Here is a 17,357-nt window from a genome sequence, read left to right as displayed (position 1 = left end):
GCCGCAAACTGTTGCGCATGACTGAACCGGGGACGAGATCCCAGAACCTGCTGTCGTGGAAGCTCACGACGAACACCGTGGTGGCACCGGAGGAACGGCTGACCTGGCCGAAGACCGTGAGTATCGGTCTGCAGCACGTGGTCGCGATGTTCGGTGCGACCTTCCTGGTGCCGGTGCTCACCGGGTTCCCGCCATCGACGACCCTGCTCTTCTCGGGTATCGGCACCATCCTGTTCCTGCTGATCACCCGTAACCGTCTGCCCAGCTATCTCGGCTCGAGCTTCGCGATCATCGCGCCGGTCACTGCGGCGGTGGCCTCCGACGGTGCGTCGTCGGCGCTGGGTGGCCTGGTCGCGGTTGGTGCGCTGCTCGTCATCATCGGTCTGATCAGCCATTTCGCCGGCGTGAAGTGGATCGAGACGCTCATGCCGCCGGTGGTGACCGGCGCGATCGTGGCACTGATCGGCCTCAACCTGGCTCCGGCCGCGAAGAACAACTTCGTCGAGGACCCGGTTCTCGCGACCATCGTGCTGGTACTGCTCGTTGCCTCGGCGGTGCTGTTCCGGGGCCTTCTCGGGCGTTTGGCGATCTTCCTCAGCGTCGCGTTCGGCTATGTGTTGGCGCTCGTCCTCGACTGGATCGACTCCGACAACGACTACATCGACACCTCCGGCATCGCCGACGCCGCGTGGGTCGGCCTGCCCGACTTCCAGACCCCGACGTTCGATCTCGGTGTTCTGCCGCTCTTCCTCCCCGTCGTCCTGGTGCTCGTCGTGGAGAACATCGGTCACGTGAAGTCGGTGGCCATGATGACCGGCAAGGACTACGACGACTCGATGGGTCGCGCGCTCGCCGCCGACGGTCTCGCGACGATGCTGGCGGGCAGCGGTGGCGGTTCGGCAACGACGACCTATGCCGAGAACATCGGCGTGATGTCGGCGACCAAGGTCTACTCGACCGCGGCCTACTGGGTGGCCGGTGCGGCGGCGATCCTGCTCGGCCTGTCGCCCAAGGTCGGTGCGGTGATCGCCGCGATCCCGCCGGGCGTCCTCGGTGGCGTCACGACCGCCCTCTACGGCCTCGTCGGCATCATCGGTGTGCAGATCTGGGTCAGCAACAAGGTCGACTTCTCCAAGCCGATCAACCAGTTCACCGCGGCGATCCCGCTCATCATCGGCATCGCCGACTACACCTGGCAGGTCGGCGATCTCGTGTTCGCCGGTATCTCGCTCGGTTCGGTGGCCGCCCTGGTGATCTACCACTCGATGCGGATCATCGGCGGCTGGCGCGGGACGGTGGTTCCCGACAAGTCCTGACCGGTCGACCTCGTTTCGGCTGCGCGAGCTCGATCGAAGTCGCGTCGTCGAGATGAGGTCCGGCAGTCGGCCGTCACCACGGGAGCCTCAGCGGGATGTCGGGGATCGGTCCCGGTAGGTCGATGTCCCCGTCGGCGCGGTCGTTGAACAGATACAGCCACCACAGCGGTGCGAACGCGGCACCGGGTGGAGGTGGTGGGAGTTCGGGGACATCCGGTTTGCGTTCGACGTACAGGTCGGGTTCCCGGCCGGTGATGACCTTCACCATGTTCCGGAAGGCCGTCGAGTCGGGGTCGTTCCAGTAACCGCCGTGGGTCTTGAACCCGCTGTCGTAGGTGCGGCCGTCGATCGTGACGGTGCCGGTGTCGAGGCGTGTCACGCCCGGCGCGGAATCGGGGTCGGAGCCATGCGGATTGCCGGGCAGGGACTGCGCGAGGTGGATCGGGTCGCCGGGAAAGGTCAGTGAATAGCGATCGACGCCGGCGGGGTGCGGCAGGTCGTGCACGCCGGTGCCGGCCGACGACGCGTAGATGACGCGGTCCGGTGTCAGGCCCAACTGCTCGGCGGTCCCGACCACCACTCCGCCATACGAGTGCCCGATGTAGGTGGTGCTCGCCTCGGGTGCGTGGCGGGCGATCTCGGCGTCGAGTTCGGTTCCGAACAGTTCGAGCCGACGCGCCATGGCGGCGGCGAAGGCCGGACTCGTGGCCGCACGGAGGTCCGCCGGCAGATCGCCGTCGAGGTAGAGGAACACCGGGCCGCCCGTCTGTGCGGCGAGTTCGGCTGCGGTGCGCCGGTTGTCGCCGGCGGCGGTGTCGATGGTGGTGCCGGTGCCGGGGACATACGTCGCCGCATTCCGGGTGCCGGGGCGCAGCGATCCGATCATCTCGACGACGCGTCCCCGCGGTGTGTTCACGAAAGTCACGAATTGCCGCTCGACCGGGCCGGGCGCCAACATCTCTCGCAGTGTTCGGGCGCGACGCCCCTCACCCCGGCCGGCCTGGATCTCGTCGACGAGGGCGTTGCGGATGTTGATCTCGTTGGCCTGGATGCGTATCTCGAAGGGGACGCCCGGAAGATTGCCCATCACATGCGGATTCGCCTGGAGGAGGCGTCGGACGTCGTCAGGTTCCATGTGTTCGACGATCGTTCGGATCTGGGGTGCACCGAGGCTCTCGAGCGTGTGGACCGCCGCGTCGGCGTCCATCGTCCGGCCGCCGGGCAGGGTGACGTCGGGTTGGCCGTCGACCATGGCCGTCAGATCGGCGGCGAACTCGTCGAGCCGGGAGCCGTAGCGTTCGTCGAGGGCGTCGATCGCGGTGAGTCCGGAGGCGATGGTCTCGGAGACCTCGGCGGCGGTCGATGCTCGACGTGGATCCGGATGGGTGACGGTCCCGTCGTCGGCGACGGCGAATCCGGAGGACATCGCCGCGTCGACGATTCGTAGTACGTGATCGCGTGCATGGGACAGATCCGTCCCCGCGCCCGAGGCCTCGTCGGCGATCATCTGCAGCACGTTGCGGACCTCACCGCCGTGGTCGTGCTCCTGCCAGATCTTCTGATGTGCGGCGTCGTGGGTGCGCCCGCGCCAGGACCGTGCGGAATCGAGAGACCGCACAGAGCGGTCGATTCCGGTGTCGACGGCTTCGGCGGCCAGGGTCGCCGCCGATCCGGCGTCGGTGAAGGTCTGCGGATTCCAGGTGCGCAGCGCCGAGATGGTGGGGCGCATCAGCGGGTTCGTAGTGAGTCGAACTTCGATGCCACCCGGGCATCCGACGCGACGGTGGTCGACACGAAGGTGTCGAGGAGTTCGCTCATCGTCAGCAGTCGGTCGCCGATCGACTCGACGGCGCGACGGGCGGGTTCAGCGGTGTCGCGGAGTGCACGCGCTACCCGGCTCGACGAACCCTGGATCTCGCCGATGGCTGCGGTGTCGATCGCGGAGATGGCGATGCCGTTGCCGCGCCACGACCTGACGATGGCCTCGATCTCGTCCGGCGACACCCCGAAAGTGCCGTTGTCCGAATCGTTTCTGCGTTCGGGTAGCGGAAACCACCGGGGTACAAGCGGGATGGGAGAAGGAATGGGGAACGGTACGAACATGATCCTCCGCGACTCGTCGAGGACTGCGACCACCCAGCGAGGTGGTGCAGTTCTTGGACGCGCCGGGTGCCCCGCCGGTTCCGAGAAAATCGTTCGCCCCGGCCACGCGCGGTCGCTACGTTGGGGGCACTTCGACACAGGACAGGGGAGCCACCGATGCCGCAACCGGCTTGGCGCACGAGGACGGAACGGGCCGACGACATCGCGCGCGTCCATGAGATCAATGCCGACGCCTTCCCGACGTCGGAGGAAGCCGAACTGGTCGATGCGCTGCGTGCCGACCCGTCCTGGATCGACGGGCTGTCCTTCGTGTCCGTCGATGCCGACGATCGGCCCGTCGGCTTCGTGCTGCTGACGCGCTGTCACATCGACGACGCCCCGGCGCTGTGCCTCGCACCATGTGCGGTTGCCACCGACCACCAGCGCACCGGAGCCGGTTCAGCCGCGATCATCGCCGCGCTCGACGAGGCGCGCGAGATGGGGGAGAGCACCGTCGTGGTGCTGGGCCACCCCGACTACTACCCACGCTTCGGTTTCCGACGAGCCGTCGACCACGGCATCCGGCTCAGCATCGAGGTCCCTGATGAAGCGCTCATGGTGCTCGGGCTCGACGGGGCCGACATCCCGTCCGGGCAGGTCCGGTACGCGGCGCCGTTCGGTATCTGAGCGGGGCCGGTAGTTCAGAAACAGCAGTTAACAGGCGGTTTAGCGAGGACTATCGTCGGAGTCGTGCCCCTGCACCACGTCGATCCGTACGCGAAACGGAGCCTCGTCTACCGGGCCAACGAGAGATTCGGACGGTCACGGTGGGGCAGAGGCTATGCCCTGCGCTACGGACACCGCTTCGACCCGAGCATCTATCGTGCGACCGGTGGCGCTACCCGTGGATCCTCGGCGCGATGGCCACTGCACCCTTGACGACGATCGGCGCCAGATCGGGGCAACGCAGGGAAGTGCAACTCATGTACTTCCACGACGGGCGAGACCCGATCCTCATCGCCTCGAACGGCGGCGGGAACCGGCATCCGGGGTGGTACCACAACCTGAAGACGCATCCCGAGTGTGAACTCGGCGGCGAGAAGTTCAGTGCGACGGAGGTCACCGACCCGGACGAACGCGCCCGGCTCTTCGGACTCGCGGACCGTGTCTTCTCCGGTTTTGCGGACTACCGGACCGAAACCGCGGCGTTCGGCCGGCAGATCCCGATCTTCCGTCTCGAGCCGCGCTGACTTCCCGAATGCTCAATCAGCGGTAAGGACTGACAAGCGGGAATCCGGTACGGTACCGCGGCGTGAGCGCCCCCGGCAGGATTCGAACCTGCGACCTAGGGATTAGAAGGCCCTTGCTCTATCCACCTGAGCTACGGAGGCTGGCCGGCGCTCGTGACATCAGACACGGGGCGTCGGGCACATGGAGTTTACGACATGACCCCGGCTCCGCCGCAGGTGTGCCGCACACCACGGCCTGACCAGGTCGGAGGGTGTGTCGTCGGCGCCCGGACCTACAGTTGAGGAATGACCCGCTCGTCGACGTCCGCCACGCCGGATCAGAATCGCGACGCGATGAACGAACCGCGCGGCGTCGTCACCGCGGTCCTCTGGGCGTCGGGATGGCTCGCCGCGATCGTTGCCATCGCCGTCACCGCCGTCTCCGCGTCCACCGCGCTCAAGCTGACCGGCGTCCCCGACCCCGGACCGCTCACCACCTACGGCCTGCCGACCCTGACCGCGATCGGTGAGTTCGCGGCCGCGATCGCGCTCGGATGCGCGGTGTTCGCCGCCTTCTTCGTGCCGCCGCAGTCCGACAACGTCCTCGACGTCGGCGGCTACCGCGCCATCCGGATCGCGGCGTCGTCGGCGCTGGTGTGGTCAGTGTGCGCGCTGCTGCTGATGCCGCTGTCGGCGTCGGAGGTCAGTGGGTCGCCGCTCTCGGAGGCGATCAAGCCCGCCAACCTGATCAACGCCTACGGCCAGGTCGCCGAGGTGCGCACCTGGTTCTGGACAGCGGTGTTCGCGCTGGTCGCGGCGATCATCGCGCGGACGATCCTCAAGTGGGGGCCGACCGTCGCGGTCATCGCGTTCACGATCTTCAGCCTGATGCCGTCGGCGCTGGCCGGCCACTCGTCGTCGGGCGGCAACCACGACCTCGCCACCAACAGCCTGATCCTCCACCTGATCGGTGCGACGCTGTGGCTCGGTGGACTCGCCGCGGTGGTCGTCTACTCGCTCGCGTCGGGCCGCTGGCGTGCACTGGCGGTCCGACGCTTCTCGCGGGTCGCGTTCTGGTGCATCATCGTCGTCGGCCTCAGCGGCGTGGTGAACGCCGCCGTTCGAGTGCCCTTCGATCAGCTCTTCTCCGACACCTACGGTCGGCTCGTGATCGCCAAGGTCGCGGCGCTCGTCGTCCTCGGCGCTCTCGGTGCGTGGCACCGCCGGGTGACCATCGCCCAGCTCGAGTCGGACGAGCGGCCGTCGCTGTTCGTCCGGTTCGGTCTCGTGGAGCTGAGCGTCTTCGCCGCCACCTTCGGTCTCGCGGTCGGTTTGAGCCGCACCCCGCCGCCGGCCCTCGACACCGCGAACGTCTCGCCGGTCGAGAACGCCATCGGCTACGACATCGACGGTCCGCCGACCTTCGTCCGGTTCTTCACCGACTGGCGTTTCGACCTCATCTTCGGTCTCGCCGCGATCGTTCTCGCGGTCGTGTACATCCGCGGCGTCGTGCGCCTGAAGCGCCGCGGTGACGACTGGCCGGTCGGCCGCACCTTCGCGTGGCTTCTCGGATGTGTGCTGCTGCTTCTGGCGACCTCGTCGGGCCTCGGGCGGTACGCCCCGGCGATGTTCAGCATCCACATGATCGCCCACATGCTGATGTCGATGATGATCCCCGTCCTGCTGGTCCTGGGCGGTCCGGTGACGCTGGCGCTGCGCGCACTCCCGCCGGCCGGTCGCGGCAACCCGCCCGGACCCCGCGAGTGGATTCAGGCCGGCGTGCACTCGGGGCCGTCGCGCTTCCTGACGCACCCGCTGATCGCGGCCATCATGTTCGTCGGCAGCTTCTACATCCTCTACCTCGGCGGGTTGTACGAGTCGGTGGTCGAGTACCACGCCGCCCACCTGCTGATGAACCTGCACTTCCTGCTCAGCGGCTACCTGTTCTACTGGCTCGTCATCGGCATCGACCCCGCACCACGACAGGTCAAACCGGTCGCCAAACTCGGCATCGTTCTCGGCTCGCTGCCGTTCCATGCCTTCTTCGGCGTGGCCCTGATGATGACCACGGCCGTCATCGCCGAGAACTACTACCGCGGTCTCAATCTGCCGTGGACCTACAACCTGTTCGACGACCAGCGCGCCGGTGGCGGAATCGCCTGGGCAGCAGGCGAGATCCCGCTCGTCGTCATCATGCTGGCCCTCCTGGTCCAGTGGCAGCGCAGCGACACCCGGCAGGCGAAACGCTACGACCGCAACGCGGTCCGCGACCACGACGCCGAACTCGAGAACTACAACGACATGCTCAAGGAACTCAACAAACGAGGCTGAGCTCCAACAGGAATCAGCTCGATCCCGTCGAGACCGCGCAGACGGACGCACCGGCCTGGGCCAGGGCGGCGACGTGCAGCGGGTCGAAACCTGCACCGGCGGCGGACCGAGCATTCGACACAGCCAGTTCCGGCGGGCAGCGCAGGGTCGTCACGACGTTGCGTGAGGCCGCGAGCTCATCGACGATCGCCACGTTGAACTCATTGATCGCCGCGCGGACCGGACCGAGATCCGGGGTGGCGGGCGGCGCGGCCTGTCCGGGCAACTCCCACAGGGCGAACAACCCGCGTTGGACCGTCTTGCTCGCCTCGATCTGGTCACGGAAGACGTTGCGTACGTAGGCGGGGTCGAGATTCCGGTCGACGGCCAGCTGCGACACGGTGTCGAGGACGACCTGTTCACGTGCGGGATCGTCGATGGCTGCACCGGATGCCCACTTCGATGCGGCGACCGCGTCGGCCAGTACGAGGCGACCGGCGACGGCGTCGGTCAGGCCCGACAAGGGAGGGGCCGGTGCCGCCGCGGACATGGGTGGCGCGGACAAAGGTGGCGCGACCAGCATCGTGGCCGCCGCGATCAGACCAACCAGGAACCCTCGCAGTCGCATGTCGCGATCCTATGGGCGGAACGCCAGAGGTGCCGGTGATCTGTGGGTAAACCACGGCGAGTTCTCCACAGCCCGATGACGTCCCCGTCTTGGGCCCATCTCGGGGGTGATGCTGATGCGGCCACACTTCCCGTGGCCGACACCAGTAGGAGACGACCATGTTTGAGACGTACACGACCGTCATCGGAACCGTTGTGTCCGAGCCCCGCCGACGCCAGACCACCACCGGCGAGGACGTGATCTCGTTCCGCGTGGCCTGCACCTCGCGCCGCATCGACAAGCGCAGCGGCGAGTGGACGGACGGGCCGACGCTGTATCTGACGGTGAGCTGCTGGCGCCGGCTCCTCGCCGGTGTCGGCCTCGCCATCGCGAAGGGGCGGCCCGTCATGGCGCACGGTCAGATCAAGACCAACGAGTACCCGACCGCCGACGGGTCACGCCGCTCCGATCTCGAGATGACCGCCGTCGCCGTGGGACTCGATCTGAGTCGCTGCATCGTCACCTACCGCGGCACGCCGTCGTCGGAGCGAGACATCGCGGCCGCCCTGCCGGTCGCCGCTGCGGAGAAGGCGGAAACCCAGACGGCTGCGTGAGTCTCGGTTTCGGAACGAGGTCGCATGCGAGCTCGATCCGGCCGCGCGACGGCGACCGAGGTCGTTCGGCCGGATCGACGTCGCACGCGACCTCATTTCGCCGAGCTCTGCTCCAGCGCCCATCGGCGGTCTCCGGGGAGTCGATGACTAGACTGGGTTGCTGTTGTGCCACGAGGGCCCACCTCCACTGTGCTCATGCCTCCCCGTGCGGGGGGTTTGCGGGAGGGGCCGCGGCAGATGAGCCAATAATCGCTGGTAGAGAGGCTAAGACATGGCAGAGTTCATATACACGATGAAAAAGGTGCGCAAGGCGCACGGCGACAAGGTCATCCTCGATGACGTCACCATGTCCTTCTACCCGGGCGCCAAGATCGGCGTCGTCGGTCCCAACGGCGCAGGTAAGTCGTCGATCCTGAAGATCATGGCCGGCCTCGACCAGCCGTCGAACGGCGAGGCCTTCCTCGACCCCGAGGCCACCGTCGGCATCCTGCTCCAGGAGCCGCCCCTCAACGAGGAGAAGACGGTCAAGGAGAACGTCGAAGAGGGCATGGGCGAGATCAAGGTGAAGCTCGACCGCTTCAACGAGATCGCCGAGCAGCTCGCCACCGACTACTCCGACGAGTTGATGGAGGAGATGGGCAAACTCCAGGAAGACCTGGACAACAACGACGCCTGGGACCTCGACTCGCAGCTCGAGCAGGCCATGGACGCCCTGCGCTGCCCGCCCGCCGATTCGCCGGTCACCCACCTGTCCGGTGGTGAGCGCCGCCGCGTCGCACTGTGCAAGCTGCTGCTGCAGAAGCCCGACCTGCTGCTCCTCGACGAGCCCACCAACCACCTGGACGCCGAATCGGTGCTGTGGCTCGAGCAGTTCCTCGCCTCCTACCCGGGCGCCGTCCTGGCCGTGACCCACGACCGGTACTTCCTCGATCACGTCGCGCAGTGGATCTGTGAGGTCGATCGCGGCAAGCTGCACCCTTACGAGGGCAACTACTCCACCTACCTGGAGAAGAAGGCCGAGCGTCTCGAGGTCCAGGGCAAGAAGGACCAGAAGCTGCAGCGTCGTCTGAAGGAAGAGCTGGCCTGGGTCCGTTCGGGTTCCAAGGCGCGCCAGACCAAGAACAAGGCCCGCCTCGCGCGCTACGAGGAGATGGCTGCCGAGGCCGAGAAGACGCGGAAGCTCGACTTCGAGGAGATCCAGATCCCGACGCCGCCGCGCCTCGGCGACGTGGTGGTCGAGGTCTCCCACCTCGACAAGGGCTTCGAAGGCCGCGTCCTCATCAAGGACCTGTCCTTCACGCTGCCGCGCAACGGCATCGTCGGCGTCATCGGCCCCAACGGTGTCGGTAAGACCACGCTGTTCAAGACCATCGTCGGTCTCGAGGAGCCCGACTCGGGCACCGTCAAGGTCGGCGAGACGGTCAAGCTGAGCTACGTCGACCAGACGCGCGCCAACATCGACCCCAAGAAGAACGTGTGGGAGGTCGTCTCCGACGGACTCGACTACATCGAGGTCGGCCAGAACGAGATGCCCTCGCGCGCCTACGTCAGCGCCTTCGGTTTCAAGGGCCCGGACCAGCAGAAGAAGGCCGAGGTGCTCTCCGGTGGTGAGCGCAACCGCCTGAACCTCGCGCTGACCCTGAAAGAGGGCGGCAACCTGATCCTGCTCGACGAGCCGACCAACGACCTCGACGTCGAGACCCTCGGTTCGCTGGAGAACGCGCTCGAGAACTTCCCCGGCTGTGCTGTGGTCATCAGCCACGACCGCTGGTTCCTCGACCGCACCTGTACCCACATCCTGGCGTGGGAGGGCAACGTCGAAGAAGGAAAGTGGTTCTGGTTCGAGGGCAACTTCGAGGCATATGAGGCGAACAAGGTCGAGCGTCTCGGCGCCGATGCGGCACGTCCGCACCGGGTGACCCACCGCAAACTCACCCGCGATTAATGCCACCCCCGTCCGGCACGGGTGACTAGCATCGGCGATGTGACGTCACTCGTGCCGGACGCGGTGAACCACTACTTCAAGTCCCGGGCCGAAGGCTCCGGGGCGGACAGCGCCGCCGAGCAGGTGATGCGTCACCTTGACGTCGCGACCCGGCGCGATCCCGGCCAGGCGCTGGTCGAGGTCGCCGTCGACGAGGGCGGCGCGGTCGAGATCGTCGTCGTCAACGACGACATGCCGATGCTCGTGGAGGCGGTCCTGGCGACCGTCGAGGCCCACGACCTCTCCATCGACCGCATGGACCATCCGGTCATGCCGGTGCAGCGCGACACCGACGGCCGGCTCGAGGCGATCGACGACGGGTCCGGTACCGCCTGGGAGTCGTGGATTTTCGTCGGCGGCCTCGCCGGACATCCCGGCGTCGACCCGGAGGCACTTCGTTCGGATCTTCTCGAAGTCGTGTTCCGGGTGGGCGATGTCGACCACGACGCCGCCCGCATGCGGTCACGGATGACAACCTGTGCGGCCGACCTGTCGGTGGCGCCGGTGCGCGAGTCCACCGGCATCCGCAACACCGACCGCTACGAGTACTCCAAGCTCCTCGAATGGTTCGCCGGAAACCACTTCCATCCCCTCGGCTACACCAGGGTGGGCACCGACGGCGTCGGGGAGGGCGACGAGCGGCTGGGTGTCTGGCGAACCGACTCCATCAACCGGGACTTCCCGGCGGTGACCACGCGGCCCCTGCTCCCGCGGGCGAGCCGGGTCTACGTCACAACCGGCATCCAACGGTCAAATTTCCCTGTGCTGCTCCAGGTTCCGGCGTTCGATTCGCACGGCAACTACGACGGTGAGCACCGGTTCCTCGGCACGCTGACCTCCTCCGGTCTGCACCAGACCGTGCTCGACGTCCCGGTGCTGCGTACCAAGGTGCACGACGTGCTCGCACGGGCCGGCGTCGACGAGGACTCCTTCGCGGGGCAGTCCATGATCGAGCTGCTGCAGAACTATCCGGTGGTGGAGATGTTCGCCTCCACCACCGACGAACTCACCCGTCGCGTCACCGAGATGCTCGACGCGGTCGCGACCCGGTCGTTGCGACTGTTCGTGCGCACCAACGCCGACGGCAAGACCGCGGTCGCCCTCATCTACCTACCCCGGGATCGCTACAACACCCAGAGTCGGCTCGCCCTCGAACGTGCCCTCATGGACGAATTGCACGGTAGCGCACTCGAATACACGGCTCGCGTGAGCGAGATGCCGCTCGCGCTCCTGCAGGTGCTGGTCTGCATCGAACCGGGCGCCGCATCCGAACTCGGATCGGTGGACACCGGATCGCCCGCGCACGCACGGATGCAGGCGGCGCTCGCGGCGGCGATCCGCGGCTGGGACGAACGTGTCCGGGAACTCGCCGCGAACCTCGGTGATCGTTCCGGATCACTTGCCGGTGGACCGGAACTTCTTCTGCGGCAACTGCCCTCACTTTCGGACGACTACAAGGAGATCCGCGAACCCCAGGACGCCCTCGAGGACCTGATCCACGTCGTCTCGCTCGAACCGGGCGCGCTGGCGGTGACCCTCGACGCCACCGAGGAGCGCGGGCCGGGCGACCACCACCGCTGGCGGTTCACCCTCTACCTGTGCGGCGAGTCGGCGACCCTCACCGATGTCCTACCGGTGCTGCACAGTCTCGGCCTCGACGTTCTCGAAGAGCATCCGTACGAGATCCGGCGGTCCGACGGCACCGCCTGCTGGGCCTACGAGTTCATCGTGCAACTCGCCGCCGGGATGTCGGTGGACCTCGACCATGCCGACGACCTCGAGGAGCGCTTCACCGAGGCGTTCCGTCAGATCTGGCTCGCCGCAGCGGAGGTCGACGACTACAACGAGCTGATCATCCGCTGCGGTCTGGACTGGCGATCGGCGGCGATGCTGCGTGCCTACGGGCAGTACCTGAGGCAGTGCGGATTCTCCTACAGCACAGCACATGTCGCGAATGTTCTGGGTCGTCAGCTGCAGATCACGCGCGGCCTGGTCGACCTGTTCGTCGCGTCCTTCGACCCGGCCGCCGCCGACCCCGAACGGCGCGAGCGGGTGAGCGAGCAACTACGGGCCGACATCGGCACGGTGCTGAGCCTCGACGCCGATCGCATCGTGTCGGCTTTCGCCGCCGTCATGACCGCGACGTCACGGACCAACTACTTCGTGACGGTCGGTGACGGGGATCGCGAGCACCGCCCGGTGATCTCGTTCAAACTCCGGCCCCGAGAGATCCCGCAGACCCCCGAACCCCGTCCGCTGCACGAGATCTTCGTCTACTCACCCCGGGTCGAGGGCGTCCATCTGCGGTTCGGTGCGGTGGCCCGCGGCGGGCTGCGCTGGTCGGATCGAAAGGAGGATTTCCGTACCGAGATCCTCGGCCTGGTGAAGGCACAGGCGGTCAAGAACGCCGTCATCGTCCCGCTCGGCGCGAAGGGCGGATTCGTCGTCAAACGTCCGCCGGCGCCGACCGGTGACGCAACAGCCGACCGGGATGCGCAGCGCGCGGAGGGCATCGCCTGCTACCGACAGTTCATCTCCGGTCTGCTCGACATCACCGACAACATCGACCGCTCGACCGGCGAGGTCATCCCGGCGCGGGGCGTGGTCCGGCTCGACGAGGACGACACCTACCTGGTGGTCGCCGCCGACAAGGGCACCGCGGCGTTCTCCGACATCGCCAACGAGGTGTCCCAGTCGTACGGTTTCTGGCTCGGTGACGCGTTCGCCTCGGGCGGCTCGGCCGGTTACGACCACAAAGCCATGGGCATCACCGCCCGCGGTGCCTGGGAATCGGTCAAACGGCATTTCCGCGAGATGGGCGTCGACACCCAGACGCAGGACTTCACCGTCGTCGGCATCGGCGACATGAGCGGCGACGTGTTCGGCAACGGCATGCTGCTCAGCGAACACATCCGGCTCGTCGCCGCCTTCGACCACCGGCACATCTTCGTCGACCCGGGCCCCGTCGCCGACCGGTCCTACCGCGAACGCCGACGTCTGTTCGAGCTGCCGCGATCGTCGTGGGCCGACTACGACACCGATCTGATCGGCACGGGCGGTGGGGTCTGGTCCCGTGACCGCAAGTCGATCCCCATCAGTGCGGAGATGGCGGCCGCGCTCGGCATCGAGGAGGGCGTCGACGAACTCTCACCGCCCGAACTGATCCGGGCGATCCTCCTCGCGCCGGTCGACCTGCTCTGGAACGGCGGGATCGGCACATACATAAAGGCGTCGGCGGAGACCCACGGGGACGTCGGCGACAAGTCCAACGATGCGATCCGCGTCGACGGTGATCAGGTGCGCGCCAAGGTGATCGGGGAGGGCGGCAATCTCGGGGTCACCGAACGGGGGCGGATCGAATACGACCTCGCCGGTGGCCGGATCAACACCGATGCACTCGACAACTCGGCCGGTGTCGACTGCTCCGACCACGAGGTCAACATCAAGATCCTGCTCGACTCCGCGGTGTCGAGCGATGTGCTCGACCCCGACGACCGGAACCCGCTGCTCGAGTCGATGACCGATGACGTCGCCGATCTCGTTCTCGCCGACAACATCTCACAGAACTCCGAGTTGGGCTTCTGCCGCACCTTCGAACTCACGCGCGTGGAGGTCCATGCCCGGATGCTCGACCAGCTGTCACGAGAACGCGGCGTCGACCTCGAGCTCGAAGCGCTCCCGCACGCGCGTGAACTCCGCAAACGGTTCGACGGGGAGTTGCACCGCGGGCTCACCTCGCCCGAATTCGCGACCCTGATGGCGCACGTGAAACTCGAGGCGAAGTCGGATCTGCTGGCCAGCGATCTCCCCGACAACGATGTGTTCTCCCCGCGCGTCGCCCGCTACTTCCCGGAAGCCCTGCGTGAGACGTACAGCGAGCAGATCAACTCCCACCGGCTGCGCCGCCAGATCGTCACGACGACCCTCGTCAACGACGTCATCGATCACGCCGGGATGACGCACCTGTTCCGGTTGAGCGAGGGCACCGGGTGCACCACCGAAGAAGGTGTCCGCGCCTACGTCGTGTCCAACCTGATCTTCGGCATGGGCGACGTCTTCGAAGGCATCCGGCACGCGCCGGCGCCGGCCGAGGTCGTCGACGGGATGATGCTCTACGCCCGCCGGCTGCTGTTCCGGGCGTCGCGGTGGCTGCTCGCGTTCCGTCCGCAGCCGCTCGCCCTGGCCGCGGAGATCACCCGTTACGCCGATCGGATCACCCAGTTGTCCGCAGCCGTCGACGGCTGGCTGGGGGAGAGCTCCGCGAAGGACATCGCCGATCGCGTGCGTGCCTACGTCGACGAGGGGGTCCCCGACGACCTCGCCCGGACGGTGGCCGTCAGTCTCCACCGGTTCTGCCTCCTCGACATCATCGACGCCGCGGAGATCTCCGACCGCGATCCCGAAGAGGTCGGCGACCTCTACTTCGCGGTGATGGAGCACTTCGGACTCGAGGAACTGCTCACCGCGGTGTCGAACCTGGATTACGGCGACCGCTGGCACGCGCTCGCCCGACTGGCGCTCCGCGACGACATGCACGGCGCGCTACGGGCGCTCACCCTCAAGATCCTCGAGGTCAGTGAGCCCGACGAGTCGAGCGTCGAGAAGATCGCCGAATGGGAGTCCTCCCAGTCGAACCGGCTCGGTCGCCTGCGCAGCGTCCTCGGGGAGATCGAGGAGACCGGGACCCTCGACCTTGCGACGCTGTCGGTCGCGGCGCGACAGCTCCGGAGTGTGATCCGCTGATTCGTCGTGTCCCCTGATCCGTTTCGGCCCCCTGCTCCGTTCGGCCCCGCCGACCCGATGCCGGGCCTAGCCTGACCTCATGACGCGCACGGCACCGCGAATCTGCCCGCTCTGCGAAGCGACCTGCGGGTTGTCCCTCGTCGTCGACACCCACGGCGGCCCGATCGAGGAACACGCCGAGGGGAACAGTCACCTGCGGGAACATGTGACCGGTGCCCGCGGCGACGCCGAGGATGTCTTCAGTCAGGGCTACATCTGTCCGAAGGGGGCGAGTTTCCCGCAGCTCGACAACGACCCGGACCGCCTCGAACGCCCGCTGGTCGCACGGGACGGGCAGTTCGTCGAGGTCGGTTGGGACGAGGCGCTCGACGAGGCCGTCACGCGTCTGCGCGCGGTCATCGACGCCCACGGCGGGTCGTCGGTCGGTTTCTATCTCGGCAACCCGTCGGCGCACACCATCGCGGGCACCATGTACGCGCCGCTGCTCGCGCGAGCCATCGGCACCCGCAACGTGTTCAGCGCGGGCACCCTCGACCAGATGCCCAAGCAGGCGGCGTCGGGTTACCTCTTCGGCCACGCCGGGACCTTCGCGGTTCCCGATCTCGACCGCACCGATCACCTGGTGATCATCGGCGCGAATCCCGTTGTCTCCAACGGGAGCATGGCCACCGCCGCGAACTTCCCCGGCAAGCTGGCCGCCCTCCGTCATCGCGGCGGGCGGCTCACGGTCATCGACCCGGCGCGCACTCGCACCGCCCGCCTCGCCGACACCCACCTCGCACCGCGCCCGGGAACAGACGCGGCGTTGCTGGCCGCCATCGTCACCTGTCTCTTCGACGAGGGGCTGGTCGCCGACGACCTCGGCGGCATCGCGCCCCACGTGCAGGGCGTCGACGAATTGCGCAACGAGACAGCCGATCTCACGCCCGAGCGGGTGGCCCTGTACTGCGATGTGCCGGCCGGGGACATCCGTGCGCTCGCCCGTGAGATCGCGGCGGCACCGTCGGCGGCGGTCTACGGCCGTCTGGGCACCACCGTCGTCGAGTTCGGCACCCTCGGCAGCTGGCTCATCGACGTGGTCAACGTCCTCACCGGCAACCTCGACCGGCCCGGCGGGGTGATGTTCCCGACGGCGCCGACCGCCCCCGCACCCAGGCCGGCCCGGCCGGGGCGCGGATTCCGGACCGGCCGCTGGCGCAGCCGGGTGTCGGGACATCCCGAGGTCGCGGGGGAGTTGCCCGCCGTGGCGATGGCCGAGGAGTTCGAGACGCCCGGCGAGGGACAGCTGCGGGCACTGGTCACGGTCGCGGGCAACCCCGTACTGTCGGCGCCCAACGGCGGCCGCCTGGCCGCGGCGCTCGATGCCGCCGACGTCGTCGTATGCGTCGACCCGTATCTGAACGAGACCACCCGGCACGCCGATGTCATCCTGCCGCCACCTCGCCCCTCCCAGAGCCCGCACTTCGACGCGATCCTCAACAACCTCGCCGTGCGCGCGAACGCACGCTACTCGCCGCGAGTGCTGCCACTGCCCGACGGTCGACCCGACGAGATCGACATCGTGTGCCGCCTGATCCTCGGGCTCTCCGGGGTGGGCGTCGACGCCGATCCGGGCCTGGTCGACGAGCAGGTCATCGCCGCGACCCTGGCCAAGGAGGTGACCGACCTGCATTCGCCGGTCGCCGGTCGTGACGTCGAGACGCTGGTGGAGATGCTGCCCGATGCGCCGGGTCATCAGCGCCGCCTGGACATGCTGCTGCGTCTCGGCGCGTACGGCGACGGTTTCGGGACACAGGAGGGCCTCACGTTCGCCGATGTGTTGGCGGCCCCGCACGGCATCGACCTCGGGCCGATGCGCCCGCGTCTGCCCGGAGTGCTCCGCACCCCGTCGGGCAAGGTCGAGCTGGCCCCGGACCCGCTGATCGGGGATCTCGGCCGGCTGCGCGCCGCGGTCTACGCCGAACATCCGACGGACGACCGGTCCTTGCTCCTCGTCGGACGCCGGCACCTGCGGTCCAACAACAGTTGGATGCACAACCTGCCCGCGCTCACCGGGGGCACCAACCGGTGCACCCTGCAGATGCACCCGGACGATGTGGCGCGACTGGGCATCGACGGCACCGCGACGGTCCGCGGAGCGGGCGGGTCGCTGACCGTCCCGGTGGAGATCACCACCGACATCAAGCCCGGCGTCGCCTCGATGCCGCACGGTTGGGGACACGACGACGCCCGGTCCCGTCTGTCGGTGGCGGCCGCCGAGCCGGGGGTGAACGTGAACATCCTCAACGACGGCGCACGGCTCGACCCGCTCTCGGGGACCGTCGTCCTCAACGGCGTGCGGGTCGAGGTCGGCCCCGCCTGAGCCCCCGCGGGTCCGTGACCGCCTGTCCGGGGTGCCGGGCCCGTCGTGCGTAGGGTTGATCTCGCGGCGCCCGGCGTCGTACCAGCAGATCCGGATCGACAGGGGATGGA

The 17,357-nt window shown here is 67.8% G+C and carries 11 protein-coding genes and 1 tRNA gene; 8 read left to right on the top strand and 4 right to left on the bottom strand.

Features of this window, described 5'->3' with window-relative positions; translation table 11 throughout:
* Positions 1-17: 17 nt before the first annotated feature.
* Positions 18-1,316, top strand: a complete 1,299-nt coding sequence (locus LQD00_RS20255) for a uracil-xanthine permease family protein (protein ID WP_232719124.1) — start codon at positions 18-20, stop codon at positions 1,314-1,316.
* Positions 1,317-1,389: 73 nt separating this feature from the next.
* Here the strand turns inward: LQD00_RS20255 and LQD00_RS20250 are convergent, their stop codons facing one another.
* Together LQD00_RS20250 and LQD00_RS20245 are read right to left on the bottom strand one after the other, a co-directional pair.
* The gene (locus LQD00_RS20250; RefSeq protein ID WP_232719123.1) at positions 1,390-3,045 is read right to left on the bottom strand and encodes an alpha/beta hydrolase; all 1,656 of its coding nucleotides are present in this window, start codon (positions 3,043-3,045) and stop codon (positions 1,390-1,392) included.
* Complete coding sequence (locus LQD00_RS20245; RefSeq protein ID WP_232719122.1) at positions 3,045-3,320, bottom strand: hypothetical protein; 276 nt, start codon at positions 3,318-3,320, stop codon at positions 3,045-3,047. The genes LQD00_RS20250 and LQD00_RS20245 overlap by 1 nt, the downstream gene beginning before the upstream one ends.
* A gap of 255 nt (positions 3,321-3,575) precedes the next feature.
* On the opposite strand from LQD00_RS20245, the gene LQD00_RS20240 reads away from it, so the two are divergent.
* Both LQD00_RS20240 and LQD00_RS20235 read left to right on the top strand, forming a co-directional pair.
* On the top strand, positions 3,576-4,085 hold the full coding sequence (locus LQD00_RS20240) for a GNAT family N-acetyltransferase (protein WP_232719121.1): 510 nt from the start codon (positions 3,576-3,578) through the stop codon (positions 4,083-4,085).
* A gap of 233 nt (positions 4,086-4,318) precedes the next feature.
* Entirely contained in the window at positions 4,319-4,648 is a 330-nt protein-coding gene (locus LQD00_RS20235; RefSeq protein ID WP_308196026.1) for a nitroreductase/quinone reductase family protein, read from the top strand.
* A gap of 67 nt (positions 4,649-4,715) precedes the next feature.
* Here the strand turns inward: LQD00_RS20235 and LQD00_RS20230 are convergent.
* Positions 4,716-4,789: transfer RNA gene (locus LQD00_RS20230), tRNA-Arg, on the bottom strand.
* Between the two features lie 144 nt (positions 4,790-4,933).
* Here LQD00_RS20230 and LQD00_RS20225 point away from each other — a divergent pair.
* Positions 4,934-6,958 carry a cytochrome c oxidase assembly protein gene (locus tag LQD00_RS20225; protein ID WP_232719120.1) on the top strand — a complete coding sequence of 675 codons (2,025 nt, stop codon included), beginning with the start codon at positions 4,934-4,936 and terminating at the stop codon, positions 6,956-6,958.
* Between the two features lie 13 nt (positions 6,959-6,971).
* Here the strand turns inward: LQD00_RS20225 and LQD00_RS20220 are convergent, their stop codons facing one another.
* Positions 6,972-7,565 (bottom strand): chorismate mutase, encoded by a 594-nt coding sequence (locus LQD00_RS20220; RefSeq protein WP_232719119.1) that lies wholly within the window; start codon positions 7,563-7,565, stop codon positions 6,972-6,974.
* A 158-nt stretch (positions 7,566-7,723) separates the two neighbouring features.
* Here LQD00_RS20220 and LQD00_RS20215 point away from each other — a divergent pair, with 158 nt between their 5' ends.
* From LQD00_RS20215 to LQD00_RS20200, 4 genes are all read left to right on the top strand, one after another.
* Positions 7,724-8,158 (top strand): single-stranded DNA-binding protein, encoded by a 435-nt coding sequence (locus tag LQD00_RS20215; protein ID WP_232719118.1) that lies wholly within the window; start codon positions 7,724-7,726, stop codon positions 8,156-8,158.
* Positions 8,159-8,429: 271 nt separating this feature from the next.
* Positions 8,430-10,103, top strand: coding sequence for an energy-dependent translational throttle protein EttA (gene ettA / locus LQD00_RS20210; RefSeq protein ID WP_232719117.1), 1,674 nt, complete (start codon positions 8,430-8,432; stop codon positions 10,101-10,103).
* 39 nt (positions 10,104-10,142) lie between these two features.
* Entirely contained in the window at positions 10,143-14,885 is a 4,743-nt protein-coding gene (locus tag LQD00_RS20205; RefSeq protein ID WP_232719116.1) for an NAD-glutamate dehydrogenase, read from the top strand.
* Between the two features lie 79 nt (positions 14,886-14,964).
* Entirely contained in the window at positions 14,965-17,247 is a 2,283-nt protein-coding gene (locus LQD00_RS20200; RefSeq protein WP_232719115.1) for a molybdopterin-dependent oxidoreductase, read from the top strand.
* Positions 17,248-17,357 lie beyond the last annotated feature (110 nt).

Origin of the sequence: Gordonia metallireducens (genome assembly GCF_021245825.1) — a bacterium.
In the GTDB taxonomy this organism is placed as follows: Bacteria; Actinomycetota; Actinomycetes; order Mycobacteriales; family Mycobacteriaceae; genus Gordonia; species Gordonia namibiensis.
Note: the sequence above shows the minus strand (reverse complement) of the source record. Positions and strands in the feature narration are given on the sequence as shown.

Coding starts and splice junctions, on each gene's coding strand:
- ettA (WP_232719117.1), top strand. CDS start 8,430: ATGGCAGAGTTCATATACACGATGAAAAAGGTGCGCAAGGCGCACGGC.
- LQD00_RS20250 (WP_232719123.1), bottom strand. CDS start 3,045: ATGCGCCCCACCATCTCGGCGCTGCGCACCTGGAATCCGCAGACCTTC.
- LQD00_RS20240 (WP_232719121.1), top strand. CDS start 3,576: ATGCCGCAACCGGCTTGGCGCACGAGGACGGAACGGGCCGACGACATC.
- LQD00_RS20235 (WP_308196026.1), top strand. CDS start 4,319: ATGGCCACTGCACCCTTGACGACGATCGGCGCCAGATCGGGGCAACGC.
- LQD00_RS20215 (WP_232719118.1), top strand. CDS start 7,724: ATGTTTGAGACGTACACGACCGTCATCGGAACCGTTGTGTCCGAGCCC.
- LQD00_RS20220 (WP_232719119.1), bottom strand. CDS start 7,565: ATGCGACTGCGAGGGTTCCTGGTTGGTCTGATCGCGGCGGCCACGATG.
- LQD00_RS20225 (WP_232719120.1), top strand. CDS start 4,934: ATGACCCGCTCGTCGACGTCCGCCACGCCGGATCAGAATCGCGACGCG.
- LQD00_RS20255 (WP_232719124.1), top strand. CDS start 18: ATGACTGAACCGGGGACGAGATCCCAGAACCTGCTGTCGTGGAAGCTC.
- LQD00_RS20200 (WP_232719115.1), top strand. CDS start 14,965: ATGACGCGCACGGCACCGCGAATCTGCCCGCTCTGCGAAGCGACCTGC.